This is a genomic window from Kribbella sp. NPDC049227 (genome assembly GCF_043197265.1).
Lineage (GTDB): Bacteria > Actinomycetota > Actinomycetes > Propionibacteriales > Kribbellaceae > Kribbella.
This window is the reverse complement of record NZ_JBICST010000008.1, coordinates 486498-513007: the sequence shown is the minus strand read 5'-3', so window position 1 is coordinate 513007 and position 26510 is coordinate 486498. Positions and strand designations below refer to the sequence as shown.

Sequence of the window (26510 nt, the reverse complement as noted above, 5' to 3'; positions counted from 1 at the left end):
CCTCGGGACCGGTGGGACGGTTCACAGTCCGACCACCCGGGCAACAGCTGGATACGTCAGGAAGAGCAGGAAGCCGACACACAGCAACATCTGGGCCATCAACATGGACTGGGACCGCGCCTGGGCACGGCCTTCGGTGTCGGCCAGTTCGCGCCGGCGCATCGACACCGCACGGGCGACCAGCGAGTCCCGCACCTTGGCGCCGTCCTCGGCGACCAGGGCGAGGGCGGCCGACAGGTCACGCAGTTCGTCGATCGCGAGTTCGTCACCGAGCTCGCCGAGCGCCGCCCACGGGGTGACGCCCTGCAGCCTGGCGGTCTCCAACGTGTCCCGGATCCGGACGAACGCCCAGCCGTCGCTGATCCCGGACGCCGACGACAACGCCTCCGGCACACCGCGGCCACCGGCCAGGTTCATCGCGACCAGGTCCAGGAAGGCGCTGACCACATGGCGGAAGTCCCGCCGCCGGTCCGCGGCCTTGGTCCGCAGCTGGAGCGTCGGCAGGATGGCACCGACCACCGCGCCGACGATCCCGAGCCAGATCGGCACGAAGCCCGGCAGCCCGGCGCCGACGATGCTCAGCGGAACCAGCATCACCGTCGGCGCGACGAAACCCACCACGGCGCCGACCAGGCTGGTGGCCAGATGCGTCTCCAGCGACCGGCCGGCGATGCCCAGGTCGGCCGAGAGCGACACCGGCACCCGGATGCCCCGCGCCTCCAGCGCGCGGCGCATGCCAGAGCCCAGCCGCCGCATTCGCAGCGACTCCTCCTGATGCCGACGATCGGCTGTGAGGCTGACCTCGTTGCGGTAGCGGCGCATGTCCGCGTCGAGCTGCAACAGACCGGCCGCACCGCTGGGCGCGGAGTTGCCGACCAGACGGATCAGCACCAGCACCCCGAGTCCTGCCAGGGCGCCGCCGAGCATGACGAGCGTCATCCGCGACCACCTCCGTCCGGCACCCGGTCCCGGGCGTGCAGGAAGCGTTGCGGGGTCTCGAAGCTGGCCAGCCGGCGCAGCCACAGGAAGCCGACCGCGAACAGCCCGAGGATCATCATCAGCACGAGCTGACCCAGCGCGGTCGAGTACGGCTCGACGTACTTGCGGTTGAACAGGGACAGGCCGAGCACGAACGCCACGGTCACGACCATGACGATCTGGACGCTGCGCCGGGTACTACGACGGCCGGCGTTGACCCGCTGCCGCATCTCGACAGCCGCACGGGCCGACTCCGACAACGAGCTCAGTACGTCGCGCAGGCCCGGGCCACGCAGGCGCGCGTTCAGGATCAGCGCGGCGACGATGAGGTCGACACTGGAGTCGTTCATCTCGTCGGCGAACCTTTGCAACGCTTGGGGTAGTGGCACACGCACCCTGAGACGGTCCGCGAGCGCGGTCAGTTCCGTCTGGATCGCGGGAGATGCCGCGTACGCCGTCGCCGGGATCGCCTGCTCGAGGCCGACCGCGCCGGCCACGGTGTCACGCAGGGATTCGGTCCAGGCCGCCAGCCCTTCCAGCCGGGCGATCGCCTTCGACTCCGCCGCCGCGCCACCGAACAGGGCCGGCCAGGCGAAGGCCAGTGCCCCGGTCGCTGCGGCCGCGACGGGCCACTGGGTCAGCAACAGCACCAGCAGCGCCGAACCGACAGCGATCGGGAGCCGCGTGCCCGCTGTCCGCAGATGGGTGACGATCGACGACGGCCCCCGCATCACCTCGGGTGTGGTCTGCGGGATCAGCGCCCAGACGAGCATCAGGATCGCGCCGCCGACAACCGCACCCAGCAGCACGATCAGCATCAGGTCCAGTGACGGGACGGTCACGACGCCCACCCAGCCGGAGCGCTCGCTTGGTACCCGGCCGCCTGGAGCTCGGCCAGGCAGCTGATCGGCGCGGCCGGCTGGACCATGCCGTCGGGTCCGGCCTGGAAGATCTCGCTGGACAGCACCCGGCCGTCCACACCGTTGACCTCGCGGACCGAGGTGATGATCCGGCGCAGCCCGCCACCGGAGGAGAAGTCGTTGCGTCGTTCAACGAACACGACGAAGTCGATCGCGCCCGCGATCAGCATCATGGTGGCGTCGGCCGGCAGCCGCTCGGCCGACTGGATCGCGTAGGTGCAGATGCGGTTGAACACCTCGAGCGACGAGTTCGCGTGGATGGTCGACAGCGAGCCGTCGTTGCCCTGGCTCATCGCGTTCAGCATGGTGACGATCTCGTCGCCGAGCACCTCACCGACGATCACCCGGCTGGGGTTCATCCGCAGCGACCGGCGGACCAGCTCGGCCATCACGATGGCGCCCTGGCCCTCGCTGTTCGGCAGCCGCTCCTCGGTCGCCAGCACGTTCGGGTGCAGGTCCTCGAACTCGCCGAGGCCCAGCTCCAGCGAACGCTCGACCGTGATGAGGCGCTCGTCCGGCGGGATCTCGTTGGCCAGCGCCCGCAGCAGCGTCGTCTTCCCGGCGTTCGTGGCACCGGCGATCATGATGTTCTTGCGGGCCGCGACGGCGGCGGACAGGAACGACGCCAGGTCCGGCGTCATCGTGCCGTACTCGATCAGCATCTCCAGCGACACCCGGGACAGCCGGGCGCGACGGATCGAGACCGACGGGCGGGGGCAGACACCCATCAGCGCCGACAACCGGCTGCCGTCAGGCAGTCGCAGGTCGAGCTGCGGGTTGGCGGAGTCGAACGGCCGGCTGGCAAGGCCGGAGTACGCCGCCAGCGTCTGGATCAGCTCGACCAGCTCGTCGTCGGACTCGGCGACCGGGTCGCCCAGCTCCTCGCGGCCGTCGGCGAACCCGATGAAGACCCGGTCGCAGCCGTTGATGTCGATGTTCTCCACCATCGGGTCGTCGAGCAGCGGCTGCAGCCGGCCGACGCCGAACAGTGCGGCGTGGATGCCGTCGGCAAGGTCATGCTCCTCGGACGCTCCCGGTGGTGTCCGGCCGGCGGCGATCTCGGCCCGGGCGTGCGTCTCCAGCACCCGGCCGACGACTGCCCGGGCGAACTGGCGCTCGTCCTCCGCGGTCATCTGCGGCAGGCCGTTGGCGGCATCCTCCCGGCGCTGCCGGGCCAGGACCTCGGCGACCTCTTCACGGAGGCGGCGTACCAGCGACTGGTCCATCAGGCGACACCCCATTCCGCGTTCTGCGGCGTCGGCGCCGGGCGGCCCAGCCGGTGCAGCCGCTCGGCCACCTCGGCAGCCGACCGCACCAGCAGCGACTTGCGGGCCCGGTGGCCGTCGCCCAGCCGGATGGCCTCGGCGGCCTTCTCGTCCTCGGCGATGATGCCCAGCACGGAGACCGGCAACCGCGAGCGCTCCAGGATCGACTGCACGTCGCCGGTCACCCGGCCGTCCCGGTACGACGCGACCAGCGCGACGCCCACCGGGACCGCCTCGTACTGGCCGAACTGGAGTACGTCGGCGAAGCTGTGCAGCCGCTCCCGCAGATGCGCGAGGCCCTCGATCGTCGGACGGGCCACCATCAGTACGGCGTCCGCGTTCTGCAGCACCGGCACGGTCGCGGAGCCTGGCATCAGCCGGCCGCAGTCCGCGATCACGTCGCGGCCCTCGGGGTCCGAGCGCAGCAGGCGGGCTAGGTGCAGCCAGGCCGGGCCGAGGCCTTGCACCTGACTCGGCGACGTCACACCGGTCAGCACCTGCAGGCCGCCGGAGACGCGCTGGACGTGGTCGGTCAGGAGCGCCTCGCCGCTACCCCGCCGGACGCCGGCGCCCAGCGACAGCAGCCCCCGATCCGGGTCGAGCGGCGCGCCGGCCTCGTCGCGGTACCGCAGGGCGACATCCCCTCCGGCCGGGTCGAGGTCCGCAAGCACCGGCTCCACCGGCCAAGCGCCGGCCAGGACCACGGACGTCGTAGTGACCCCCGGCGAGCCCTTCGCCGAGGCGATGACGTACAAGCCCATCTACTTGTCTCCCAGTGACGAGCCGCTCTTCAGCAGCGCGACCGCGATCCGGTTGTTGCCTGAGGCATCGGTAATGGCTTTGACGTCGGACCGGTCGACCAGCATCGTCGCGGTCTGCGCGTCGGCGGTGTCCTTGCCCAGGCCACTGCCCTCGTCGGCGGACTGCGGCGAGTCCAGGACGACGGCATCGCCCAGCTCGGCCGGCGGCGTGTTGCCCTGGCCGATCCTGATCAGCTGGACCTCGTCGCCGGGCAGCAGTCCGGTGGCCGGCACCCGGCCGTCGAGCAGTACGACGCCGACGGCGGCCTTGTCGTCCGAGATCGGGGAGGACTTGGTGGTCTGCAGGCCGTCGAGCAACTGGCCCTTGACCAGGTTGACCTTGGCGTACCTGCCGAGGATCTTGTCGACGTCGTCGGCCGGGATCAGGTTGAGGTTGTCACCGGACACGCGGGTCTGGGCCAGGTCCTCCTTGGTGATCTTCGAGCCGACGCTGACGTCGCGCGCCACCTGCACCACCGCGACCCGCTCGTCCATCCGGACCGCGAGCACACCGGCGATCAGCGCGCCGCCGACGATCAGCAGAGCGGCGAGCGCGGCGAGGGTCGGCCGGCGCCGTTTCGACGCGGTCGGCAGTCTTCCGCCCGGAGTACGGTTCGAGGCTCGGTTGGCACGCTGGCGCTGCCGGTCGACCATCTCGGTGCCGGTGGTGGACATCTGCCCTACTTCCTTCTGGATCCTTCACGGGCCGTTCCGGCACCGGATTCGGCGCTTAGCCCTCGTCTGGCAGCCTCTGACCTTACCGTCTGTCCGGGGTCATCCAGCACCAGACCCGGAGTCCGGAAACGGGCACCCTCAGCACCCTTGATCTTACTCTCCGTCATCGATTTCCGGGGTCATCCAGACGGTGGACCCGCGCGATGGTCGAATGGCCGGTATGGCGGATCGCGTGGACCAACGCATCGCGGCGGGACGCTCTGCCCGCGCGGAGCTGCAGCCCCTGAGCGAGACGATCCACCGGCTGCAGCGCCAGATGGACGGCCTGTACGCCGAGACCAGGCACTGGGACAAGAAGGTTGCCCACGGCTACGACCAGTTGGACCGGCTGGAGCGGCGGACCGGATCCTGGCTCGGATCACTGTTCGGCCGCGGCCAGGAACAGCAACTCGACGACCTCCGCGCGGAGCTCTACGAGGCCGAGGACCGGTACGCCGACGCCCGCCGCCGGTTCGAGGAGACCCGCACCGAACTGGACGAGGCACGAGACCGGCACGACGACCTGCAGTTGGTCGCCGACGACTACGCGGCCGCGCTGGACGACAAGGAATCCGGCCTGCTCACGGCCGGGGACGACACCGCCGACCGCCTGCGGGTGATCGCCACCGAGCTCGAGGACCTCGCCGTACGGCTGAGCGAGACCGACGACCTGCTCACCAGCGTGGGCTGGTCGGATCGCGCCCTGGACACCCTCGAGTTCCTGGTGGGCCGGGCGATGCCGGCGGCCGCCGGCGACCTCGCGGGTGGCGGCATCCTGGCAGGCAAGGCGAAGTTCGACGAGTTGCAGGCCGTCGACAGCGCCGCGGCGTACGCCGACCGCTGCCTGTCCAAGCTGAGCGAAGTGCTCCGGACGTACAGCGAACGCCGGCCACTGCGGTCCGGGCAGCCGCTGGATGCCGGCGCCCGGCTGCTCGACGTCTGGCTGGATCGCCCTGGTCTCGACGTGAAGGCGTTCGTGCTCGTCCTGCAGGCGCGCAAGCAGATCCCCCGCACCCGGGACGTGGTCCGCCAGGTGGCTGACGACCTCGCCGTCCGCCGGACCGAGATCCTCGCCGAGACCGAGGCGCTCACCACCGAACGGACCGCCCTGCTGTCCGGCTGAACCGGCGCCCCCGCACGGTCCTAGACTGCGGAGGTTCGAGAGGCCGATGAGGGAGCCCTGACAGTGCTGCTGTTCCTGACCGCCGTAGACGCCCGGACCGGTGTGGCCCGGGATCTCACCATCGACGCCGAGGACGACACCACCATCGGCGACCTGGCGGGAGCCCTGGCGGGCAACTACGCCCTGCCCGCGCCGGACAACGGCGACGCCGCCGTCCGGTTGCTGCGGAGTGCTCCCAGCATCACCGGCGAATCGAGCCCTGGGACACCAGGGTTGTTCCTGCGCGGCGTACGGCTGCCGGACGACACCGTCCTGAAGTCGTCCGCGGTGCGGCACGGCGCGGTGATCGGCATCGGTGGACCGGTCGCCGACCCCAGCATCGAGCCGGCCGGTGCGGTCGACCTGCGCTGCACCGGCGGCGAAGGATCCGGGCTCGTCCACCGCCTCAGCGTCGGCTCGTACCAGCTCGGCCTCGAGCATTCGGCACTTCCGCTGGTCCCGGACTCTCCCGAGGTCGCCGTCTACCTCGACGTCGACGTGTACGGCGAAGTCCGGCTCAGGCCTGCGGCGACCGACTTCGGCACCATCCCCGCACCGGAGCGGCGGGTCCCCCTGGACGGACCGATCATCGTCGGCGACCAGCTCCCCGAGCCGCCCAAGCGGCGCTGGTGGCAGCGCAAGAAGCAGTCGATGGAGAGCCTCAGCACGTCGCGGGACACGATCAGCCCGGAAGATCCGCTGCCGTACCTGCGCCTCGACCGCGAGCCGGTGACCGCCGAGGTCGTCTGGGAGCCAGGGATGGTGCTCGGCATCGGCCGGCAGTACTTCGAGCTCACCACGGTCACCGCACCGGACGCATCCCTGGTGCCGTCGAGCGACGGCGCCACGATGGACTACAACCGGCCGCCGCGGCTGCTGCCCAAGGTCCGCAAGACGGAGTTCTCCCTGCCCGGGGTGCCACACCGGCCGGACAAGATGCCGATCCCGATCCTGGTGGTCTTCGCCCCACTGCTGATGAGTGGCGCGTCGTACCTGTTCACGCATTCGCCGTACACGCTGCTGTTCGCGGCGATGTCGCCGCTGATGATGATCGCGAACTTCACCAGTTCCCGGCGGATGCAGAAGACGCAGTACATCCGTCAGCTGGCCGAGTACCACGACCGCCTGCGCAAGGTGGAGCAGGACGCGTTCGACAGCCTGGTCGAGGAGCGCGGTGCCCGGCGCCGCGACTGCCCCGACCCGGCATCGCTGCTGCTGTTCGCGAACGGGCCGCGCGCCCGGCTCTGGGAGCGCCGGCCGCAGGACCCCGACTGGCTGGTGGTGCGGATCGGTACGGCGGACGTACCGAGCGCTGTGACCGTCAAGGATCCGTCCCGGATGCAGCACGAGGGACCGATGCACTGGACGGCTCCCGACGTACCGGCCGTCGTGCCGCTGGCCAAGACCGGTGTGGTCGGCATCGCCGGATCGGCCGAGATGCGGCGGGCGGTGGCGCGATCGATCGTGATCCAGCTGGCCACCATGCACAGCCCGGCGAACCTGCGGATGGCGGTGATCACCACGCCGGGCCAGCGCGAGAACTGGACCTGGTCACCGTGGCTGCCGCACCTGCGCCGCCGCGACAGCACGCTCGGGCTCGCGTCGGTGGCGACCGACCTCGAGACGGCTGGACGCCGGGTGAACGAGCTGCTGGCCGAGATCGAGCAGCGCAAGGCCCTGGAGGAGCAGCAGATCCCGTACAGCGACCAGATCGTCGTCGTTCTGGACGGGGCGAACGAGCTGCGCCGCAACGGCGGCGTCGTCACCTTGCTGCGGCAGGGACCCCGCTACGGAATCTTCCTGATCTGTCTCGACGAGGACCAGCGCCAACTCCCCGAGGAGTGCCGTGCCCTGGTGATCGGTACGACGGACGAGGTCAGCCTGGCCACCACCCAGGAGGCCACTCTGGAGGGCATCCAGCCCGACCTGGTGCCGATCAGCTGGTGCGACCGGCTGGCCCGCGCGCTGGCACCGGTCCGCGACGCCACGGCCGACGGAGCCGCATCGTCGTTGCCGGACTCGTCCCGGCTGCTGGACGTCCTGCGGCTGAACGACCCGACCGGCGACGACATCATCGGCCGCTGGGCGACCGGTGGCCGGACCACCCGTGCCGTGATCGGCGAGGGCATCGACGGGACCTTCAGCCTCGACATCCGCACCGACGGTCCACACGGCCTGGTCGCCGGCACCACCGGTTCCGGTAAGTCCGAGCTGCTCCAGACCATCATCGCTTCGCTTGCCGTCGGCAACCGTCCGGACGAGTTCACCTTCGTGCTGGTGGACTACAAGGGTGGTGCGGCGTTCAAGGACTGCAAGCTGCTGCCGCACACCGTCGGTATGGTCACCGACCTCGACGGCCACCTGACGACGCGTGCTCTGGAGTCGCTCGGCGCCGAGCTGCGCCGCCGGGAGCACCAGCTCGCGGACGCCGACGCCAAGGACATCGACGACTACTTGGCCGCCAAGGAATCCGGCGACGCCCCGATGCCGCGGCTGCTGCTGGTCATCGACGAGTTCGCGGCCATGGTCTCGGAACTGCCCGACTTCGTCGACGGTCTGGTCGACATCGCCCGCCGGGGCCGGTCGCTCGGCGTCCACCTGATCCTGGCCACGCAGCGTCCTTCCGGCGTGGTCTCGGCCGAGATCAAGTCGAACACCAACCTGCGGATCGCGCTGCGGGTCACCGACCAGCAGGACTCGTCCGACGTCATCGACGCCTCCGACGCGGCGCACATCTCCAAGTCGACGCCGGGCCGCGCGCTGGCCCGCCTCGGCCACTCGTCCCTGATCCCGTTCCAGTCCGCCCGCGTCGGCGGCCGCCCCCGCGGCGAGCAGGTCCGCAGCGACGTCAACGTCCAGGCGTTCGACGTCATGTCGGCGGCCCGGGGACAGGCGATGGTCGTCGTCGACGACGAGGACGACATGAGTACGCCGACCGACCTGACCTCACTGGTCCGCGCGATCGACAGTGCGACCAGCAAGCTGGCCATCCCGCCGATCCCGTCGCCCTGGCTGCCGGCTCTGGGCGAGGAGATCACGCTGGACGACCTCGAGCTGCCGAAGCGGGTCGAACGCGAGGTGCCGCCCCTGCCGATCGGGCTCGCCGACATCCCGCACCAGCAGAGCCAGCGCACCGAGACCTGGGACCTTCCCAAGGCGGGTCACCTGGTCATCGCCGGCGCCAACCGGATGGGCCGTTCGACGGCGCTGCGCTGCATCGCCGGTGCGGTCGGCCGGTTCTGCGACCCGCGCGACGTCCACCTGTTCGGCATCGACGCCGGCAACGGCGCACTCCTGCCGATGCTGTCGCTGCCGCACACCGGAGCCGTTGTCCAACGCAACCAGGTCGACCGGATGTACCGGCTGCTCGGTCTGCTGAACGCGGAAGTCACGCGACGGCAGCAATTGCTCGCCCAGCAAGGGTTCGCGGACATCAACGAGCAACGCAACGCCGTGGAACCGACCGATCGGCTGCCCTACCTGGTCGTGCTCCTCGACCGGCTGGAGGGATATGTGGCGGCCTTCGAGTCCCTGGACGGCGGCGTGCTCATCGACCAGGTCACCTCGCTGCTGCAAGAGGGCGCAGGCGTCGGCATCCGCGTCGTGGTCTCGTCCGATCGCAGCGGCGTGATGGGACGGGTCTCCACTCTGGTCGAGGACCGGATCATGCTCCGGATGCCGGATTCGGCCGACTTCGCCGTGATCGGTATGCGGAGCAAGGACGTACCCACCTCGATGCCGCCCGGTCGCGGTTTCCGCGCGGCGGAGCGCCCGCGGGAAGTGCAGCTCGCGCTGCTGGCCGAGGACCCGACGGGTGTCGCCCAGGTCGCGGCACTGCAGCAGATCGGCCGCACGGCCACCGACGAGGCCGGTCAGCTGACCGCGGCGGAGCGGCCGATGCGGGTGGACGAACTGCCGCTCAGCATCAGCGTCCCGGCCGCGCTCGAGCTGGCCGGGGACGAGCCGCTCGGGCAGAGCCAGGTGGCGGTCGGCGTCGGCGGCGACACGCTGGGGCTGCTGCGCTACGACCCGGCCCTCGACGGACCGGGCTTCATCGTGGCCGGACCGCCGCGGTCAGGGAAGAGCTCGGCGCTGACGTTCATGGTGAAGGAGGCGACCCAGCGCGATTGGCGGGTGATCTTGATCACCCCGCGAATCTCACCGCTGCGCTCGCCCCGGATCAAGCGGGGCGTCAACGCCCGCTTCACGGCCGACACCGATCCGGCCGAGATCGACAAGCTGCTGAAGTCGGTCTCGTCGCGCCACCTGGTGGTCCTGGACGACTTCGACGTACTGGGGCCGGACCACCCGATCTCGGACGTCGTCAACCAGCACTACGCCCGGCTGCGTGACACCGGCAACGCCGTGGTGGTCGCCTGCGGTCTCGACGAGGTCAGTGGCTACTACCGCGGTCTGACCTCGGAGGTCCGCAAGGGCCGGACGGGGTTGCTGCTGGCGCCGCGCTCGTCGAGCGACGGCGACGTCATCAGCGTCCGGCTGCCCCGGTCGGCGACGGCCGCCATGCCGGCCGGCCGAGGCGTCTTCGCCCGTCCCGGCGGCTGGGCCTGGACCCAGGTGCCCTTCGAGGGGTAGGTCCCCTGCACCCGGGCCCGGATCCGGATCCGGGCCCGGACATGGATCGGTCCCGCTGCCTTGACAGGCAACGGGACCGACAGTCGCGCGACGTCAGCGCGGGGAGGTGACCTTCGGCAACTGCCGGTGCTGGCCCTCTTCCTTGGCGCCGATCTTGAAGTGCTCCTGCTGGAAGGCAACGTCGTTGCCCGCGGCAGCGAACGCCTGGCACATCTTCACCAGGCTCGACTTGAAGTCGACCCACGCGGTGTTGAAGTCCGTGGCACCCTTCGAGGTCCACTCCTCGTTGGCCCGCGAGAGCGCGGTGTCCACGTCGCCGATGATCTGGTCGGACGAGTTCATGCTCGAGACCAGCTTGTCGTACAGGTTCTCGAGGTCCTCGATGTTTGCCTTAGCCATGTCCCAACCTCCAAGTTTCCCGGTCCCCGCCCTGGAGACCTGCGGCCGATGAGCAGCACATTAGGACGGCAGCGGGTCACCGGGGCACTCGGGGCCACCCAGGGCCGGATTGGCCCCCTCGGCCAACTATTCTGATCGGCGCTGGTCACCCCTGGGAGGCGCGGAAATGGCAGACAAAGAGAACAACTACTACAAAGACACGCTGCACACGTGCTATGTGACGACGATTCCGAACGCTCGGGACGCCGTCCACCACGGCACCGGCCAGCCCGGTGACTCGATCTCCTCGGCGATCTCCAGCGGCGGCTGGAAGTGCGCCAAGGCCACGGACTTCGTCACCGACTTCAGCGCCAAGGCCAAGCAGATCATGCCGGCCTTCGACGACGCCGTGACGGCGGCCAAGTCCGCTCACGACAGGGAGCCGGACGAAGTACCCGCCAAGGACCCGCACGGGCTCGCCTGGCCCCGCACGTGGTCGATGCGCCACAAGATGATCTAGCTAGACGTACTCGTCCCGGCTCATGGTCGGGGCACGCACGGTGGACATCGCCACCGCAATCTTGCCTTGACGGAGTCGGGAGGGCTTGGAACATGTCGGAATCGGTCGAGATCGACAGCAAGAAACTGAAGGTGGCCTACGACGGCCTGGACACGCTGGTCAGCACCGTGAAGGGCCAGGCGAAGTCGGCCAGCGACAACACGCCGATCTCGCTGCCCAGTCTGGAGGGCAGCACGTTCACCGGGCTGATGTCCTGGCTCGAGGACCAGAAGCCGGAGCTGAAGACCCGCCTGGACCTGGCGGTCCTGCTGGACACCAAGGGCACCGGGCACGTGACCTACTCGGTCGACAAGGACACCCTCGACAACACCAAGACGATGCTGGGCAACGCGCTCGCCGACCGCGGCAAGGAGCTGATGCCCAGCGGCGACCCGAAGTTCATCAAGGCGTACAACGAGATCCTGGCGACGTACACGACCGATGGCAAGGTCATGTCGCCGATGTTCCAGAAGCTCGGCCCCGAGGGCACCCTGACCGTGCTGTCGAACGTCGGTCAGGCCAGCGTGCCGCCGATGTCGGAGGACGTCGAGGCCAAGAAGCGCCTGATCGACCTGTACCGCCAGGGCCTCGGCGCCGCCTCGAAAGAGCCCGGCTTCCCGCACGAGTCCTTCGCCGACGGCCTGGTCAAGGCCGCCACCAAGGACCCCGAGGACTACGTCGGCCGCGGCACCACCGGCTACGGCCTGACCTCGGCGCTCAGCGTCCTGATGTACAACGCGCACTTCAGCGACGACTTCTCCAAGGACCTGGCCACCGGCCTGGACAAGTACGAGCGCATCGACCACAAGGGCCAGGACGGGCTGTGGAGCAACCGGCCCGACGCGATGGGCAATGACTTCCTGTGGGACCAGATGGTCCCCTACGAGGCCGGCGATGTCACCAACGACCCGATGATCTCGATGAACTCGATGCTGGCCAACTCCCCGAACGCGGCCCTCGACTTCTACAAGGACGACGAGCGGCAGAAGTACTACATCAAGGACCGCACCTGGCAGGGCGACGGCTACCAGAGCCTGAGCCACGTCCTCGACGTCGCCACCACCGACCCCGACATCGTCAAGGGCCCGCACGCCAAGGATGCCGCCGAACTGGCCGGCGCCACGGTCAACCTGCTCAGCGAGCGGCGCGGCAGCGTCGAGGACATGCGGACGTTCATCGACGACATGCGCGGCGACTCGGCCAAGAACTTCGCCCACATCCTCGGCACCTACATGGTCGGCGCGGACCAGGCGGTCAATGGCGGCACCTACGACTACAAGGACGGGGTCGACCCCAGCCAGAGCACCAGCGTCACGATGGATGCGTTCGGCAACGTCGTCAACATCCCGCTGTTCGACAAGGACGCGCTCGCCAAGTTCGGTGTCGCCGCGATGAGCACCGAGGACGGCATGCTCGAGCTGCGCAACGCGACGAACCGGTACGAGTCACAGAAGCTGAGCGGCCTGGCCAACCTGGTCACCCACCCGAAGGACGGTGTCGACGGTGAGATGGCCCTGCAGAAGGGCATCAGCGAGAACGCTCACCTCGAGGGCCTGTTCCTGAAGGCGAACGGCGACGTCGCCATTGCCGAGGGCAAGGACAGGGACGAGGAGGTCGGCAAGTGGATCGATCTCGGTGAGCAGGTCGTCGACCTGGTTCCCGTCCCCGGTGTCGACAAGATGGTCGACGGTACGGCGAAGGACGTCGTCAACATGGCCATCGACGAGGGCAAGTCGTCCGGCGTCGACACGCTCAAGGAGAAGCTCGCACACTACGAGAAGGACGCGACGAAGAAGTCGAACGGCGACGTCGACTCCGCGGTGGAGCAGCAGCAGTACAACACCGCCGCCGCGCTCTACGAGAACGGCCTGGCCAGCCATCCCGAGAAGCTCGAGAACTCGCCGCTGTTCAAGGACGGGCACATGCTGAGCTACAACGAGTACAAGCAACTCAGCGACGGCGACCAGGCCACGGTGCGCTCGAACCTGTACGGTGGGTTGAATGGAGTCGGCAACCACTGGGATCCGAACGAGTACAAAGAGGACCTCAAGAGTGATTTCCACGACTACTTCGAGTAGGGCGGTCGCGCTCGCGCTGGTGATCATCAGCGGTCTCGCACTGCTGACAGGATGCAAGGACGACGACAAGTCGTCGACACCGGCGCCGATCGCGGGAATCGTGGAGGGATCGGACCTGCCCGGCTCGCCGCAGCAGGAGTCGCTGGACGAGGACGGCATACCGATCAACGGTTGCCACCTCGACGGCTCGATGAGCCTTCAGGAACGAGCGGATCACAAGCAGTTCGTCAAGTACACCCTGGGCGACACCGTGGTGAGCTCGTATCTCTACACCTACACCAACACCCGGAAGCTGAAGCAGGACTGGGACTTCCTGGTCAACGGTCAGAAGCGGTGCGTCGGCGGTGGCGAGAAGGAGCCGGACGGCTCGTACACCCTGCTGCTGGACCTGCCCGCCAACACGACCGGGTACGACGCCATCCACCGCAGCGACAACCAGGTCGTGCACACGCAGCGCGCCTGGGCCCGCAAGGGCGACGGAACCGTGGTCTCCGTCATGGTCACCCGCACGGTCGACAAGGCCGGAGCCGAGCAGAGCCCGAGCCTGCCGGTCGACGCCAAGGCGCTCACGGTGAAGGCCGCCGCCGAATAGTCACTCGCATCACCTGGAGGGCCCGGCAGCACACGCTGCCGGGCCCTCCAGTTGTCCGATTCTGCCCACAGACAACTTCGTCATACTGCGGATGCGCCGCGACGCATCGCGTTCCTAGGCTCGTTCCGATACACACTCGGGAGGACCTGGACACGCTGGTCAACGTCGTGAAGGGCCGGGCCAAGGCGGCGCGTGACGAGACGCCGATTCCGCTGCCCAGCCGCTCGCCCGTGAGGCCGGGCCGGTCTTTCTGTATGCTTCCTCGATGGAACTCGCGTTGAAGGCGGCCGTCGGCCGGTGATTCGTACGTCGCGACGTGTGGTGCTGCCCGCCCTCATCATGGCCGGCGCGACGGTGTTGACAGCTTGTGGGAACGACGAGCCGCCGACGCTGGGACCGCCCGCGCCGGTGGCTGGTCTGGTGACGTCGGGTGATCTGCCGGGCTCGCCGCAGCAGGAGGCATTGGGCGAGGACGGCGTACCGCCGAACGGGTGCACGCTCGGCGGCGCGATGAGCCTGCAGGAGCACGCGGATCAGACGCAGTTCGTCCAGTACGCCCTGGCCGGCGGGACCGTGGTGAAGTCGTTCCTCTACACCTACCAGGACGCGGCGCTGCTGGCCCAGGACTGGAATCTCCTTGTCGCCGGCAACAAGAGCTGCGTCGGCCGGATGACCGGTCCCCCGAACGGCGGCTACGGCCTGCTGGAGGACCTCCCGGCGACCGTGACGGGCTACGAGACGTTTCTCCGCACCAAGACCCAGGTGGCCCACTCCGAGCGCGCCTGGTCCCGTCGAGGCACCGACAGCATCGTCTCCGTCCTCGTCACCCACACCACCACCGACCTCGCCGCCGACCCGGTGGCAACCCTCCCCGCCGATGCCAAAGCCCTCACCCAGAAGGCCGCGGCCGAATAACAGCAAGGACCCGGCTCGGAGCTGCCGAGCCGGGTCCTGTTGCCTGGATCAACGAGCGACGGCCTGAACCTCCAGCACGCCGATGTTGGTCGTGTTGCTCTGCGGAGCCGGCTGCTGCGGGATCGCGCCCATCTGCGTGCCGTTGTACGACCAGGTCGCGCCCCACGTGGTGGTGGCGGTGACCGGGGTGGTGCCGCCGAGCGGGCTGGCCTTGGTGAACTGGATCGTGCACGGATTCGCGGCGCCCGCGGCGTACGGCGTCCCCATGCCGTTGCAGGTGGTCGATCCAGCACCCGGCGCGGAAACGGTCAGCGTGGACAGCTTGGCGTCGACGCGGGCGGTCTGCGTACCGGTCACCGAGTTCGCGGTGGCGTCGACGTACAGGTTGTCGACCCGGTCCTTCACCCAGACCCAGGTGTCCATGTTGACCAGCGTGGAGCCGTCACCGGTGCGCTTGGGGTTCCAGTCGAGGACCGGCTCGGGGATCGTCAGTTCGCGCGACGCGACGTCCCGCAGCAGCTGCGGCGGGACCGGCGGGGTGGGCGGATTCTGTCCGGCCGGGACGTACACCGACTTGTGGTTGGCGAACCACTCGTCGGCGAACTTGAAGAACGAGTCCAGGTCGTCGCCGAACGTCTCGGACGAGCAGACGCCGCCGTACCAGTGGCCCTTGTCGTCGTCCTTGTACTGCTCGTACCCCGGGTACGGTTCGAACGCTCCGTCCAGGTCACCGCCGGTGTGATGCCAGTCGGCGTTGGCCTTCCCGCTGCTGACCCACTCGTAGTACTCCTTGCCGGTCATCCCGGGCTCCATGTAGCACGGCGCCGGCACCGACACGGTCCGCGACGCGCTGTGCCCACCGCTGCCGCCCCGCACCCCCGTTCCGGTCACGGTGATGACGATGGTGCCGCCGCTCGTCGTGGGGGTCGTGCCGGGCGGTGGGTCGAAGGCCAGGGCGGGTCCGGCCGACGTCAGCAGCAGGCCGACGCCGAGCCCGGTGGTCACCAGAGCCGTGCGCAGTTTCAGCATCGAGCTTCCTTCAGGGCGTAGTTGGTCACTCGCCAGACCCCTGTCGAGCGGGACAGGGTGGCCTGGATGGTCAGGGTGGGATTCCTTCGAATGCTCGCGTCGACGTACTTCGTGCCGTTCGCGCGATACGTGACCAGTTTGGTCTGGTCGAGGCAGCCGTTGACCGCGGCAACCTCTCCGCCGGCCTGCGCCTTGGAGACCCGGACGGTCATCGTGCCGCCCGAGCGTTCCTTCCGGCCCAGTTGCGGTTTCAGCACCGCGTCGAGGTACTTCACCACCACGGGATCCGCGAACCGCGACATCGGCGGCGGCGAGCTCGCACCGGCCGCCAGAGCACCGAAGGCCACGTGCAGTTGCTGGAAGACGACGACAGCCGCCGAGGCGGCGTCAGGGAGTCCCGCGGGTCGCCGCAGATCCACCGTCAGGTTCGCGTACTTCGCGGCCGCACGCGTTGGCTGAGTCGTCGGGGCCGGGCTCGCGCTCGAGGTCGCGGACGGTGTGCCCGGCGTCGCCGACGTAGGCGCCGACGAGTCGGTGACCGTCGGCAGGCCACCGGTGTCGTCTCCGCCTCCGCAGGCCGCCGGCAGCACCGCGAGCGGAGCCAGCAGCAGTACGGCCAGACGCGAGCGGGCCACAGAAACCTCCGTCGATAGGCGCAGAGCCGGGAACACGTTACCCGCTCAACGGTTCACCGCGACGCCGGGGTTCAGAGGCCGAACACCGTTATCGGTTGGGGACCTGGACCTCTACTACCCGGATGTTGGTGGTGCCGGGGGCCGGGTCGAGTTGTTCGGGGGTGTCGCCCTGGGGGCCGCCGGGATTGGAGGACCAGGTGGTGTGCCAGTTGGTCTTCGCGGTCACGGGGCTGGTGCCACCGCCGGCGCTGGCCTTGTTGAAGGTGATGGCGCACTCGCCGGTGGCGCCGGGGGCGTACGGTACGCCGGCGTCCGGGCAGGTCACGGTGTCCGCGTTCGGGGCCGACACGGTCATGCCGGTCAGGTCCGCGTCCACGCGGGCCGAGATCCGGCCGACCATCGAGTCGACCGAGGCCTCGACGTAGTAGTTGGTGGTGCGGTCCGTGAGCCAGACCCAGGTGTCGAGGTTGACGAGGGTCGCGGCATCGCCGGTGTGCTTCGGGTTCCAGTCCAGGCGTGGCGCCGGCACGGTCAGGGCGTCGAAGGCGACGTTGCGCAGGATCTCCGGCGGCACCGGCGGGATCGGGGGCGTGCCACCGGCCGGCACGTAGACGCCGCGGTGCTCGGCGAACCAGGCGTCGGAGTACTTGAAGAACGCGTCCAGGTCGTCACCGAAGGACGCCGACGAGCACATGCCGCCGTACCAGTGGCCCTTGTCGTCGTCCTTGTACTGCTCGTACCCCGGGTACGGATCGATCGTGTCGCCGTTGGGTCCGCGGCCCATGGTGCCGCCGTTCTTGACCCATTCGTAGTACTCCTTGCCGGTCAGGCTCTGGATGTACATGCACGGGACCGGCGTCGGCACCGTCCGGGTCCCGCCCTGTCCGCCCGAACCGCCACGGACCCCGGTCCCGGTGACGGTGATGCTGATGGTGTTGCCGCCGGCGCCCGGTGTCGGCGTCGTGCGGTCGGCGAAGGCCGGCTGGGCTGCTGTCACCACGCCCGCCACTCCGAGTGCGGTCAGGATCGCCAGTCGTCGGATCAACATGGTTCCGCCTTGAGGTTGTACTCGGTCACCTTCCAGACACCGGCGATGTTGCCGAGGATGACGCTCGCACTGAGCTTGGGATCCTTCTTGGCCCCAGGTCCCACGTACGTCGTCCCGTTGGCCCGGACCAGCACCGACTTCGACTGGTCGTAGCAAGTGTCCAACGCCGCGGCGGCAGCGCTCGTCCTGACCACCTTGGTGGTGACAGTGATCGCGCCACCGGTGCGCACCTTCTGCTTCTTCTGGCTCTGCAGGATGCTCCGGATGTCCTGCAGAGCAGCGGCCGCGCCCCACGTCGCCAGGGTCGGATCCTCGACGTTCGTCGCCTGGGTCTTGTGCGAGGCACGCTCGAAGGCGTCGTACGCCTGCAGTGCCAGGGCGGCGGCGGCCGGCGGGGCCGGCTTGTGGTTGATGACGAGGGTCAGCGCCCCGTACTTCTGGGTGCTGGTGGTCGGCGCTGCCGTGGGCGTTGCGGCCGAGGCCGGCGTTGTGGCCGGGGTGCTGCTCGAGGGACCACTCGAATCCGAACCTGCCTCCGGCAGACCACCTGTGTCGTCCGATCCACCACAGGCTGCGGGCAGCACCATCATCGGCACCAGCAGCAGGGCAGCAAGGCGTGAGCGAACCACAGACACCTCCGACTATCCGGTCGCTGCGGACACCTTACCGTCGGAGAGGGCCAGGTCACTCGCCAATGCGGTCGATCACCAGCGGGGGCCGGTCGTAGGACGCTGCGACCTCGACGGCGTCCGTGAGGGACTCCAGGGCGCGGTCGAAGCGGGTTGGGTCGTCGGTGTGGAGGGTGAGGAGTGGCTGCCCCTCGGTCACCTGGTCGCCGGGCTTGGCGTGGAGTTCGACGCCGGCGACCGGGGAGACAGGGTCCTCCTTGCGGGCGCGGCCGGCGCCCAGCCGCCAGGCGGCCACACCGATGCCGAGGGCATCGAGTTTGGACAGTACGCCGGTGGCCGGAGCCGGTACGACGTGTTGCTCCGGGGCGACCGGGAGCTCAGCGGACGGGTCGCCGCCCTGGGCCGCGATCATGGTGCGCCAGACGTCCATCGCCGTACCGTCGCGGAGCTTCTCGGCCGGGTCCACGCCCGTGACGCCGGCCGCGGCCAGCATCTCGGCCGCCAGCGCGATCGTCAGTTCGACCACGTCCGACGGGCCGCCGCCGGCCAGGACCTCGACGGATTCGCGGACCTCCAGCGCGTTGCCCGCGGTCAGGCCGAGCGGGACCGACATGTCGGTGATCAGGGCAACGGTCCTCACCCCGGCGTCCGTGCCCAGGGCAACCATGGTCTCGGCCAGCTCGCGGGCGTCGGCGAGGTCCTTCATGAAGGCACCGGAGCCGACCTTCACGTCCAGCACCAGCGCACCGGTGCCCTCGGCGATCTTCTTGCTCATGATCGAACTGGCGATCAGCGGGATCGCCTCCACCGTGCCGGTCACGTCCCGCAGCGCGTACAGCTTCTTGTCCGCGGGCGCGAGGCCGTCACCGGCGGCACAGATCACCGCGCCGACCTCGTCCAGCTGGCGCATCAGTTCGTCGTTCGACAGCGCGGCGCGCCAGCCCGGGATGGACTCGAGCTTGTCCAGGGTGCCGCCGGTGTGGCCGAGGCCGCGGCCGGACAGCTGCGGGACCGCGACGCCGCACGCGGCCACGACCGGTGCCAGCGGCAACGTGATCTTGTCGCCGACGCCTCCGGTCGAGTGCTTGTCCGCGGTCGGCCGGGACAGCTCGGCGAAGTTCATCCGCTCGCCGGAGGCGATCATCGCCGCGGTCCAGCGAGCGATCTCGCGGCGGTTCATGCCGTTCAGCAGGATCGCCATCGCCAGCGCCGACATCTGCTCGTCCGCGACGTCGCCCCGGGTGTAGGCGTCGATCACCCAGTCGATCTGACCGTCGCTCAGCTCGCCCTTGTCCCGCTTGGTGCGGATGACATCCACCGCGTCGAAGCTCACTACTTCTCCAGGTCCTCGGGCCCGAACGCGTCGGGCAACAGCTCACGCAGCGGCCGCGGCCCGGTCGGCGTCTCCAGCAGCAGGTCCGGCCCGCCGTTCTCGTGCAGCAACTGGCGGCACCGCCCGCACGGCGTCAGCAGGTCGCCGTGCTGGTCCACGCAGGTGAACGCGACCAACCGGCCGCCGCCGGTGCGGTGCAGCTCGGACACCAGCCCGCACTCGGCGCACAGGGCCAGCCCGTACGACGCGTTCTCGACGTTGCACCCGGCAACGATGCGCCCGTCGTCGACGTACGCCGCCGCACCCACCGCGAACCCGGAGTACGGCGCATAGGCACGACCCATCACCTCGACGGCGACCGCCCGCAGCGCCGGCCAGTCGACATCCCCCGGCACGGCGCTAACCTGCCTGACCGCGTCGGTACCTGAGTCCGTCGGCGGCAGGCATCCGGAGCCGCTGGGCGGCCAGCCCGAGCACCAGGAGGGTCGTCACGTACGGCGTCATCCGGGTGAAGTCGGCCGGCACCGTGTCGGTGGTGAAGAACCAGACCGCGAAGCCGACCGCGATCACCAGCGAGGTGGCGGCGGCGATCTTGAGCCCACGCCGGAACTGCAGGATGGCCACGCCCAGCAGGATGATCGCGACCAGGATCAGCAGCGCGTGCACGGCCTCGCCACCGGCCCGGAGCTGGAGGGCGTCGGTGTAGCCGAACAGCACCGAACCCACCACCAGACCGCCGGGCCGCCAGTTGCCGAAGATCATCGCGGCCAGGCCGATGTAGCCACGGCCACCGGTCTGCCCGTTCTGGTAGATCCCGGACGAGACGAGCGCGATGAACGCACCACCGGCGCCGGCGATCGCACCGGACGTCAGGACGGCGATGACCTTGTACCGGTAGACGTTGACACCCAGGCTCTCCGCCGCCACCGGGCTCTCACCACACGACCGCAACCGGAGGCCGAACCCCGTACGCCACAGCAGCAGCGCGCTGCCGACGATCAGGATCACCGCCAGCACCGTCATGCTCGACAGCTCGGTGGTCACCGCGGCGACGAGCGAAGCCAGGTCGGAGATGACGAACCAGTGCTTGCCCTGCAACGTCGTCATCGCATCGGAGATCCCGGGAATCGTGATCGACAGCGGCGCGTCCAGTGGTGGTGACTGGGTCGGGCCACCGCCGCGCAGGCCGGAGAACCAGGTGTCGGCGAGGAAGGCCGCGGTGCCGAGCGCGATGATGTTGATCGCGACACCGGAGACGATGTGGTCGACCCCGAAGTACACGGTCGCGAGCGCGTGCAGGGCGGCTCCGATCATGCCGAACACCATCGCGCCGACGATCCCGGCCCACGGGCCGTACCAGAAGCCGAAGTACCCGGCGCCGATGGTGCCCAGGATCATCATGCCCTCGAGGCCGATGTTGACCACGCCCGCGCGTTCCGACCACAGGCCGGCCAGCGCCGCGAGAGCGATCGGGACCGAGGCGTTGACCGTCTCGCGCATGGTGCCGGCCGAGTCGACCTCGTTGGCGCCGGTGAGCACCCGGACCGCGGAGATCAGGACCAGGCCGACGAGCACCCAGACGTAGATGCCGATCCGCCGGCGCGGCACCATGCCCGCGTACGGGGCTCCGGCGGGCCGGAGCTCTTCGGGAGCCATCGTCATCGGGTCGCCTCCGGGGTCGCGTCGGCCGGAGCCGAGCTACTGAGTTCCGCTGCCACCTGCCGCTGTTCCAGCGCGTTGCGGTACCGGCGGACCACCTCGTAGGCGATGACGACGGCGAGCACGATGATGCCCTGGCTGATCGCGACGATGTCCGGCGAGACCTGCGCGTTGATCTCGAGCAGGTTGCTCTGCTCGGTCAGGTAGGAGAACAGCAGCGCACCGAACGCGATGCCGATCGGGTTGTTCCGGCCGAGCAGTGCGACCGCGATCCCGGCGAAGCCGATACCGGCCTGGAAGGTGGTGCCGTAGCTGTGCGAGTTGCCGAACAGCAGCGGCAGCCCGATCAGGCCGGCCACCGCGCCCGAGATCGCCAGCGAGACGACCACCATCCGCCGTACGTCGATGCCGCTGGCAACGGCCGCGCTGGCCGACGTACCGGTGGCCCGGAGCGCGAAGCCGAACTTCGACCGGTTCAGCAGGATGGCGTAGCCTATCCCGCCGAGTACGGCCAGCAGGGACAGGCCGAGCAACTGGTTCGGGGCCCCGGACAACAACTTGATGCCGCCGACCCAGCTGTCCCGCGGGATCTCCTCGGTGGCCAGGTTGCTGCCGGTCGACACCCCTACTTTTCGCAGCATGTACGCCGTCAGCGAGACGGCGATCGCGTTCAGCATGATCGTCGAGATCACCTCGCTGACGCCGCGGGTGACCTTCAGTACGCCGGCGATCGAGGCCCAGATCGCACCGACCAGCATCGCCAGCACGATCGAGACGATCACGTTGATCGGCCCCGGCAACCAGCCCTGCGCGGCGAACACGGCGGCGGTGAAGACCGCCATCTGGTACTGCCCCTCGACACCGATGTTGAACAGGTTCATCCGAAACCCGATCGCGGCCGCCAGGCCGGACAGGTAGAGGATCGAGGCGTTGTTCAGGATGTTGATGACGTTGCGCTCAGCAGGCACCGAGAAGATCGTGCTGAGGAAGCCGGAGACCGAACTGCCGGCCGCCAGCAGGATCAGGCAGGTGATCACCAGCGCGACGACGATCGCGAGCACCGGCGCGGCGAGCGCCAGGGCGATCCGGCGCAGATCGAGCTTGCCCATCACTCCTCTTCTCCGGCACCGGTCATGGCCGAGCCGAGCTGCTCCGGGGTGACCGTGTCAGGGTCGAATTCGCCGACCAGCCGGCCGCGCAGGATGACCTGGATCGCGTCCGACAGGCCGATCAGCTCGTCCAGGTCGGCCGAGATCAGCAGCACGGCCAGCCCCAGCCGGCGGGCGTCGCGGATGTGGTCCCAGATCGCTGCCTGGGCGCCGACGTCCACGCCCCGGGTCGGGTGCGACGCGATCAGCAGGACCGGGTCGCCGCTCATCTCCCGTCCGACGATGAACTTCTGCTGGTTACCGCCGGACAGCGCCCGGGCGGTGGTCTCGATCGACGGCGTCCGGACGTCGAACTGGTCGACGATGCGCTGACTGTCCTTGCGCGAGCCGGTTTTGTTGATCCACGGTCCGCGCACGGTCGGCGGACGGTCCTGGTGACCGAGGATCCGGTTCTCCCAGAGCGGGAAGTCGAGCAGCAGACCGTGCCGGTGGCGGTCCTCGGGGATGTACCCGATGCCGGCGTTGCGGCGGGCCGCCGTGGACCAGTCGGTGATGTCCTCGGTCCCGAGCAGGACCCGGCCGGAGGTGGCCGGCCGGATGCCCATCACCAGCTCGACCAGTTCGGTCTGGCCGTTGCCTTCGACACCGGCGACGCCGAGCACCTCGCCGCGGTGGATCTGCAAGGACACGTCGTCGAGCAGGTTCCGCTCTCCCGCGCCGGCCAGCGTCACGTTCTCGACCGAGAGCTGGACGTCCTCGGTGACGGTCGACTCCTCGGTGCTGGGTGAGGGCAGCTCCGAGCCCACCATCAGCTCTGCCAACTGGCGGGCCGTCACGTCCTTCGGCTGGACGGCGGCGACGGTCGTACCGCGCCGCATCACGGTGACGTCGTCGGCGACCGCGAGTACCTCGTCCAGCTTGTGCGAGATGAACAGCAGCGTGTAGCCCTTGGACTTCAGCTCGCGCAGGTTGCCGAACAGCGACTCGACCTCCTGCGGCACCAGGACGGCGGTCGGCTCGTCCAGGATGATGATCTTCGCGCCCCGGTACAGGACCTTGAGGATCTCGATCCGTTGCCGCTGGCCCACACCGAGGTCCTCGACCAGGTGGTCGGGCGACAGACCGAAGCCGTAGGAATCCGACAGTTCCTTGATCTTGGCCCGGGCCTTGTCGCCGATCCCGTACAGCTTCTCGGCGCCGAGGACAACGTTCTCCAGGACGGTCAGGTTGTCGGCCAGCATGAAGTGCTGGAACACCATCCCGACACCGTGCTGGATGGCATCGGCCGGAGAGTTCAGGACGATCTGGTCGCCGCCGATCTCGATGGTGCCCTCGTCCGGCTTCTGCACGCCGTACAGGATCTTCATCAACGTCGACTTGCCGGCACCGTTCTCGCCCACCAGGGCGTGCACGGTGCCGGTCCGGACCTCGATGTCGACGTCGTGGTTGGCCACCACACCGGGAAAACTCTTGCCGATTCCCCTCAGCCGGACGGCCATCGTCTGAGTCATGGTGTCGATGTCGCACGCTCCCAGGTCTTGCGGCGACCTCGTTGTCGCCGGGACGAGCCTCGGGCCCGGGCCGCAACGCTACCGCGTCATCGGCCCGAGCCCGAGGGTTTCACTCGTCAGAGTTTCGACGGTGCAGTCAGCTCGCCGGAGACCAGCTTCGCCTTGTACTCCTCGATCTTGGCGGTCACGTCGTCGAGGAAGCCACCGCTGGTCGCGTACCCGACACCGTCCCGCTTGATGTCGTACAGGTCGTAGCCAGGCTTGGTGGTGCCGTCCTTGAACGCCTTCGCGAAGTCGAAGACGGCCACGTCGACCTTCTTCAGCGACGACGTCAGGATGTGCTTCTGCTGCTCGGGCGTCGCGGTCTGGTACTGGTCGGAGTCGACGCCGATCGCCCAGATGCCGTCCGGCTTGCTCGCCACGACGTCGAACAGGCCGCCGCCGGACAGACCGGAGGCGTGGAAGACGATGTCCGCGCCGGCGTCGTACAGCGCGGTGGCGGCAGTCTTCGCCCCACCCGGGTTCGCGAACGCCTTGTCGTCACCCTTGTCGGACAGCCACTTCATGTCGACCTTGATGCTCGGGTCGACCGCGGCCACGCCGGCCTTGTAACCGGCCGCGAACGGGTCGATGATCGGTCCCCGGGTACCGCCGATGAAGCCGACGTGCTTCGCCTTGGTCTTCAGACCAGCGGCGACACCCACCAGGAACGAGCCCTGCTCGACCGAGAACACCAGGTTGGTGATGTTCGGGCCCTCGGCGAACCCGTCGACGACCGCGAACTTCTTGTCCGGGTACTCCTTGGCGACCTTGTTCACCTCTTCGGTGTAGACGAAGCCCACCGCCACGATCGGGTTGAAGCCCGCCTCGGCCAGCGTGCGCAGCCGCTCCTCCTTCGCGGAGTCGGGCTCCTGCGCGGCAGCCTCGGACTCCTCACAGGTGGCGTCCAACTCGTCCACGGACTTCTTCACACCGGCCGCGGCCAGGTCGTTGAAGGAATGGTCACCACGGCCGCCGATGTCGTAGGCCAGGCCGATCTTGGGACCCGTCCCGGACTTGTCCGCGCACAGTTCGTCGCTGCCGCCGCCTGCCGCCCCCGGCTCTTCCTTCTTCGCGCAGCCTGCCACCAACAGCGCCACGGTGGCGGCGAGCGCCGCCAACGTCTTCGTGTGCCGCAAGATGCCTCCTCGATCCCTGATCGCCCCGTGCAGGCGTTCGCAGCGAAACGATAGACCCGGTGAGACCCCCCAGCCACTGACGATGCGTCACTGAAATGCTCGTTACTCAATCGTAGTTTCGGTCGTGACGCTCAGCCAGAACGCCGACGCGGCGGGTGAGGTGACGCTGACCGGATCGGTCCGGTGCCTGAGCCCGGGCCGTTGTTCCGCCGCTGCGATGCGAGAATTCCCCAATGACCATTTCGCAGCACCTGCTGCTCAGCGACCTGCAGAGCCGTGTCGCCGCGGTCCGGGACGAGATCGTGACCGTGCGTCGCGACCTGCACGCGCACCCGGAGCTGGGCTGGCACGAGGTGCGGACCACCGAGCTGATCCGGCAGCGGCTGGTGGCGGCCGGACTGTCCCCGCAGGTGCTGCCGACAGGCACCGGTCTGATCTGCGACATCGGCTCCGGCGACACGTGTGTGGCGCTCCGCGCCGATATCGACGCCCTGCCGGTGACGGAGGGTGTCGATTCCCCTTTTCGGTCGACGTACGAAGGCGTGGCGCACGTCTGCGGTCACGACGTCCACACCGCGATCCTGATCGGAGCCGCCGAGGTGCTCGCGCGGATGGCCGCCGACGGGCTGCTGCCCCACCGAGTCCGGCTGATCTTCCAGCCGGCTGAGGAGGTCATGCCCGGCGGCGCGCTCGGTGTGATCGCGGCCGGCGGTCTGGAAGGGGTACGACGGATCTACGGCCTGCACTGTGATCCCCGGCTGCAGGTCGGGCAGGTCGGACTCCGGGTCGGTGCGCTGACCGCAGCGTCCGACCGTGTCCTGGTCCGGCTGACCGGCGACGGCGGTCACACCTCCCGGCCGCACCTCACCGGCGATCTGGTCTACGCCCTGTCCACCCTGGTCACCGAGCTACCGGCCGCGTTGTCGCGCCGCGTCGACCCGCGGGCCGGGCTGTCGCTGGTCTGGGGCCGGATCACCGCCGGCTCGGCCGCGAACGCCATCCCGTCCCGCGGCGAGGCCGAAGGCACCGTGCGCTGCCTGGACGTCAGCGCCTGGAAGCTGGCCGCCGACCTGATCCCCCTACTGGCCGAGCAGTTGATCGCTCCGTACGGCGTCGAGGTCAGCACCGAGGTCACCCACGGCGTACCCCCGGTCATGAACGACGCGGAGGCGATCGCGGTGTTCCAGCGTGCGGTCAGCGAGGCGATCACGCCCGACGCGGTGGCCGCGACCGATCAGAGTCTGGGCGGCGAGGACTTCGCCTGGTACCTCGAGCACGTTCCGGGAGCGATGGCCCGGCTGGGAGTGCGACCGCTCGGTGTGGACGCGGCCGCCGACCTGCACACGCCCGGCTTCTGCCCGGACGAGGACGCCATCACCGTCGGGATGACGGTTCTGGCGTCCTGCGCCCTCTTGGACTGAAGGC

23 protein-coding genes are annotated in these 26510 nt (G+C 69.2%); 7 read left to right on the top strand and 16 right to left on the bottom strand.

Annotation, left to right across the window (positions count from 1 at the left end; genetic code table 11):
• Window positions 1-21 precede the first annotated feature (21 nt).
• Genes ACGFH6_RS35595 through ACGFH6_RS35575 form a run of 5 tightly spaced genes read right to left on the bottom strand, consistent with a single transcriptional unit; the run spans window position 22 to window position 4638 of the window.
• Complete coding sequence (locus ACGFH6_RS35595) at window positions 22-939, bottom strand: type II secretion system F family protein (protein ID WP_393393082.1); 918 nt, start codon at window positions 937-939, stop codon at window positions 22-24.
• Complete coding sequence (locus ACGFH6_RS35590) at window positions 936-1820, bottom strand: type II secretion system F family protein (RefSeq protein WP_393393079.1); 885 nt, start codon at window positions 1818-1820, stop codon at window positions 936-938. Before ACGFH6_RS35590 ends, ACGFH6_RS35595 begins: the two co-directional genes overlap by 4 nt.
• Window positions 1817-3124: a CpaF family protein gene (locus tag ACGFH6_RS35585; protein WP_393393076.1), complete on the bottom strand. Its 1308-nt coding sequence runs from the start codon at window positions 3122-3124 to the stop codon at window positions 1817-1819. Before ACGFH6_RS35585 ends, ACGFH6_RS35590 begins: the two co-directional genes overlap by 4 nt.
• Window positions 3124-3924, bottom strand: a complete 801-nt coding sequence (locus tag ACGFH6_RS35580; protein WP_393393073.1) for a hypothetical protein — start codon at window positions 3922-3924, stop codon at window positions 3124-3126. The genes ACGFH6_RS35585 and ACGFH6_RS35580 overlap by 1 nt, the downstream gene beginning before the upstream one ends.
• Window positions 3925-4638, bottom strand: coding sequence for an SAF domain-containing protein (locus tag ACGFH6_RS35575; RefSeq protein WP_393393071.1), 714 nt, complete (start codon window positions 4636-4638; stop codon window positions 3925-3927).
• Window positions 4639-4858: 220 nt separating this feature from the next.
• On the opposite strand from ACGFH6_RS35575, the gene ACGFH6_RS35570 reads away from it, so the two are divergent.
• Together ACGFH6_RS35570 and ACGFH6_RS35565 are read left to right on the top strand one after the other, a co-directional pair.
• The gene (locus tag ACGFH6_RS35570) at window positions 4859-5800 is read left to right on the top strand and encodes a hypothetical protein (RefSeq protein WP_393393068.1); all 942 of its coding nucleotides are present in this window, start codon (window positions 4859-4861) and stop codon (window positions 5798-5800) included.
• Between the two features lie 63 nt (window positions 5801-5863).
• The gene (locus tag ACGFH6_RS35565) at window positions 5864-10432 is read left to right on the top strand and encodes an FtsK/SpoIIIE domain-containing protein (protein ID WP_393393065.1); all 4569 of its coding nucleotides are present in this window, start codon (window positions 5864-5866) and stop codon (window positions 10430-10432) included.
• A 93-nt stretch (window positions 10433-10525) separates the two neighbouring features.
• Here ACGFH6_RS35565 and ACGFH6_RS35560 read toward each other — a convergent pair whose 3' ends face one another.
• Window positions 10526-10831, bottom strand: a complete 306-nt coding sequence (locus tag ACGFH6_RS35560) for a hypothetical protein (protein ID WP_131516966.1) — start codon at window positions 10829-10831, stop codon at window positions 10526-10528.
• 166 nt (window positions 10832-10997) lie between these two features.
• Between ACGFH6_RS35560 and ACGFH6_RS35555 the strand changes: the two genes are divergently transcribed.
• The 4 genes from ACGFH6_RS35555 (at window position 10998) to ACGFH6_RS35540 (ending at window position 14954) form a co-directional block, all read left to right on the top strand.
• The gene (locus ACGFH6_RS35555; RefSeq protein ID WP_360438773.1) at window positions 10998-11330 is read left to right on the top strand and encodes a hypothetical protein; all 333 of its coding nucleotides are present in this window, start codon (window positions 10998-11000) and stop codon (window positions 11328-11330) included.
• Between the two features lie 92 nt (window positions 11331-11422).
• Window positions 11423-13447: a hypothetical protein gene (locus tag ACGFH6_RS35550; RefSeq protein WP_393393061.1), complete on the top strand. Its 2025-nt coding sequence runs from the start codon at window positions 11423-11425 to the stop codon at window positions 13445-13447.
• Window positions 13422-14039 carry a hypothetical protein gene (locus ACGFH6_RS35545; RefSeq protein ID WP_393393059.1) on the top strand — a complete coding sequence of 206 codons (618 nt, stop codon included), beginning with the start codon at window positions 13422-13424 and terminating at the stop codon, window positions 14037-14039. The genes ACGFH6_RS35550 and ACGFH6_RS35545 overlap by 26 nt, the downstream gene beginning before the upstream one ends.
• 297 nt (window positions 14040-14336) lie before the next feature.
• Window positions 14337-14954 carry a hypothetical protein gene (locus ACGFH6_RS35540; protein ID WP_393393056.1) on the top strand — a complete coding sequence of 206 codons (618 nt, stop codon included), beginning with the start codon at window positions 14337-14339 and terminating at the stop codon, window positions 14952-14954.
• A 48-nt stretch (window positions 14955-15002) separates the two neighbouring features.
• Here ACGFH6_RS35540 and ACGFH6_RS35535 read toward each other — a convergent pair whose 3' ends face one another.
• The 10 genes from ACGFH6_RS35535 to ACGFH6_RS35490 all read right to left on the bottom strand — a co-directional run bounded on the left by ACGFH6_RS35535 (window position 15003) and on the right by ACGFH6_RS35490 (window position 25085).
• Complete coding sequence (locus tag ACGFH6_RS35535; protein WP_393393053.1) at window positions 15003-15983, bottom strand: hypothetical protein; 981 nt, start codon at window positions 15981-15983, stop codon at window positions 15003-15005.
• Window positions 15977-16618, bottom strand: coding sequence for a hypothetical protein (locus tag ACGFH6_RS35530; RefSeq protein WP_393393050.1), 642 nt, complete (start codon window positions 16616-16618; stop codon window positions 15977-15979). Before ACGFH6_RS35530 ends, ACGFH6_RS35535 begins: the two co-directional genes overlap by 7 nt.
• 88 nt (window positions 16619-16706) lie before the next feature.
• The gene (locus ACGFH6_RS35525) at window positions 16707-17666 is read right to left on the bottom strand and encodes a hypothetical protein (RefSeq protein WP_393393047.1); all 960 of its coding nucleotides are present in this window, start codon (window positions 17664-17666) and stop codon (window positions 16707-16709) included.
• Window positions 17660-18295 (bottom strand): hypothetical protein, encoded by a 636-nt coding sequence (locus tag ACGFH6_RS35520; RefSeq protein WP_393393045.1) that lies wholly within the window; start codon window positions 18293-18295, stop codon window positions 17660-17662. Before ACGFH6_RS35520 ends, ACGFH6_RS35525 begins: the two co-directional genes overlap by 7 nt.
• Window positions 18296-18350: 55 nt before the next feature.
• Window positions 18351-19628: a thymidine phosphorylase gene (locus ACGFH6_RS35515; RefSeq protein WP_393393043.1), complete on the bottom strand. Its 1278-nt coding sequence runs from the start codon at window positions 19626-19628 to the stop codon at window positions 18351-18353.
• Window positions 19628-20023, bottom strand: coding sequence for a cytidine deaminase (locus tag ACGFH6_RS35510; RefSeq protein ID WP_393393040.1), 396 nt, complete (start codon window positions 20021-20023; stop codon window positions 19628-19630). Before ACGFH6_RS35510 ends, ACGFH6_RS35515 begins: the two co-directional genes overlap by 1 nt.
• A gap of 4 nt (window positions 20024-20027) precedes the next feature.
• Complete coding sequence (locus tag ACGFH6_RS35505; RefSeq protein WP_393393037.1) at window positions 20028-21290, bottom strand: ABC transporter permease; 1263 nt, start codon at window positions 21288-21290, stop codon at window positions 20028-20030.
• Complete coding sequence (locus ACGFH6_RS35500) at window positions 21287-22396, bottom strand: ABC transporter permease (protein WP_393393034.1); 1110 nt, start codon at window positions 22394-22396, stop codon at window positions 21287-21289. Before ACGFH6_RS35500 ends, ACGFH6_RS35505 begins: the two co-directional genes overlap by 4 nt.
• Entirely contained in the window at window positions 22396-23907 is a 1512-nt protein-coding gene (locus ACGFH6_RS35495; protein WP_393393031.1) for an ABC transporter ATP-binding protein, read from the bottom strand. The genes ACGFH6_RS35500 and ACGFH6_RS35495 overlap by 1 nt, the downstream gene beginning before the upstream one ends.
• 116 nt (window positions 23908-24023) lie before the next feature.
• Complete coding sequence (locus ACGFH6_RS35490) at window positions 24024-25085, bottom strand: BMP family protein (protein ID WP_393393028.1); 1062 nt, start codon at window positions 25083-25085, stop codon at window positions 24024-24026.
• Window positions 25086-25318: 233 nt separating this feature from the next.
• Here ACGFH6_RS35490 and ACGFH6_RS35485 point away from each other — a divergent pair, with 233 nt between their 5' ends.
• On the top strand, window positions 25319-26506 hold the full coding sequence (locus ACGFH6_RS35485; protein ID WP_393393025.1) for an amidohydrolase: 1188 nt from the start codon (window positions 25319-25321) through the stop codon (window positions 26504-26506).
• Window positions 26507-26510: the final 4 nt, after the last annotated feature.

Bases quoted from the DNA above. Each gene is read 5' to 3' on its own strand.
- ACGFH6_RS35595 (WP_393393082.1), bottom strand. From the start codon at position 939: ATGACGCTCGTCATGCTCGGCGGCGCCCTGGCAGGACTCGGGGTGCTG.
- ACGFH6_RS35585 (WP_393393076.1), bottom strand. From the start codon at position 3,124: ATGGACCAGTCGCTGGTACGCCGCCTCCGTGAAGAGGTCGCCGAGGTC.
- ACGFH6_RS35580 (WP_393393073.1), bottom strand. From the start codon at position 3,924: ATGGGCTTGTACGTCATCGCCTCGGCGAAGGGCTCGCCGGGGGTCACT.
- ACGFH6_RS35575 (WP_393393071.1), bottom strand. From the start codon at position 4,638: ATGTCCACCACCGGCACCGAGATGGTCGACCGGCAGCGCCAGCGTGCC.
- ACGFH6_RS35570 (WP_393393068.1), top strand. From the start codon at position 4,859: ATGGCGGATCGCGTGGACCAACGCATCGCGGCGGGACGCTCTGCCCGC.
- ACGFH6_RS35560 (WP_131516966.1), bottom strand. From the start codon at position 10,831: ATGGCTAAGGCAAACATCGAGGACCTCGAGAACCTGTACGACAAGCTG.
- ACGFH6_RS35555 (WP_360438773.1), top strand. From the start codon at position 10,998: ATGGCAGACAAAGAGAACAACTACTACAAAGACACGCTGCACACGTGC.
- ACGFH6_RS35550 (WP_393393061.1), top strand. From the start codon at position 11,423: ATGTCGGAATCGGTCGAGATCGACAGCAAGAAACTGAAGGTGGCCTAC.
- ACGFH6_RS35535 (WP_393393053.1), bottom strand. From the start codon at position 15,983: ATGCTGAAACTGCGCACGGCTCTGGTGACCACCGGGCTCGGCGTCGGC.
- ACGFH6_RS35525 (WP_393393047.1), bottom strand. From the start codon at position 17,666: ATGTTGATCCGACGACTGGCGATCCTGACCGCACTCGGAGTGGCGGGC.
- ACGFH6_RS35505 (WP_393393037.1), bottom strand. From the start codon at position 21,290: ATGACGATGGCTCCCGAAGAGCTCCGGCCCGCCGGAGCCCCGTACGCG.
- ACGFH6_RS35500 (WP_393393034.1), bottom strand. From the start codon at position 22,396: ATGGGCAAGCTCGATCTGCGCCGGATCGCCCTGGCGCTCGCCGCGCCG.
- ACGFH6_RS35495 (WP_393393031.1), bottom strand. From the start codon at position 23,907: ATGACTCAGACGATGGCCGTCCGGCTGAGGGGAATCGGCAAGAGTTTT.
- ACGFH6_RS35485 (WP_393393025.1), top strand. From the start codon at position 25,319: ATGACCATTTCGCAGCACCTGCTGCTCAGCGACCTGCAGAGCCGTGTC.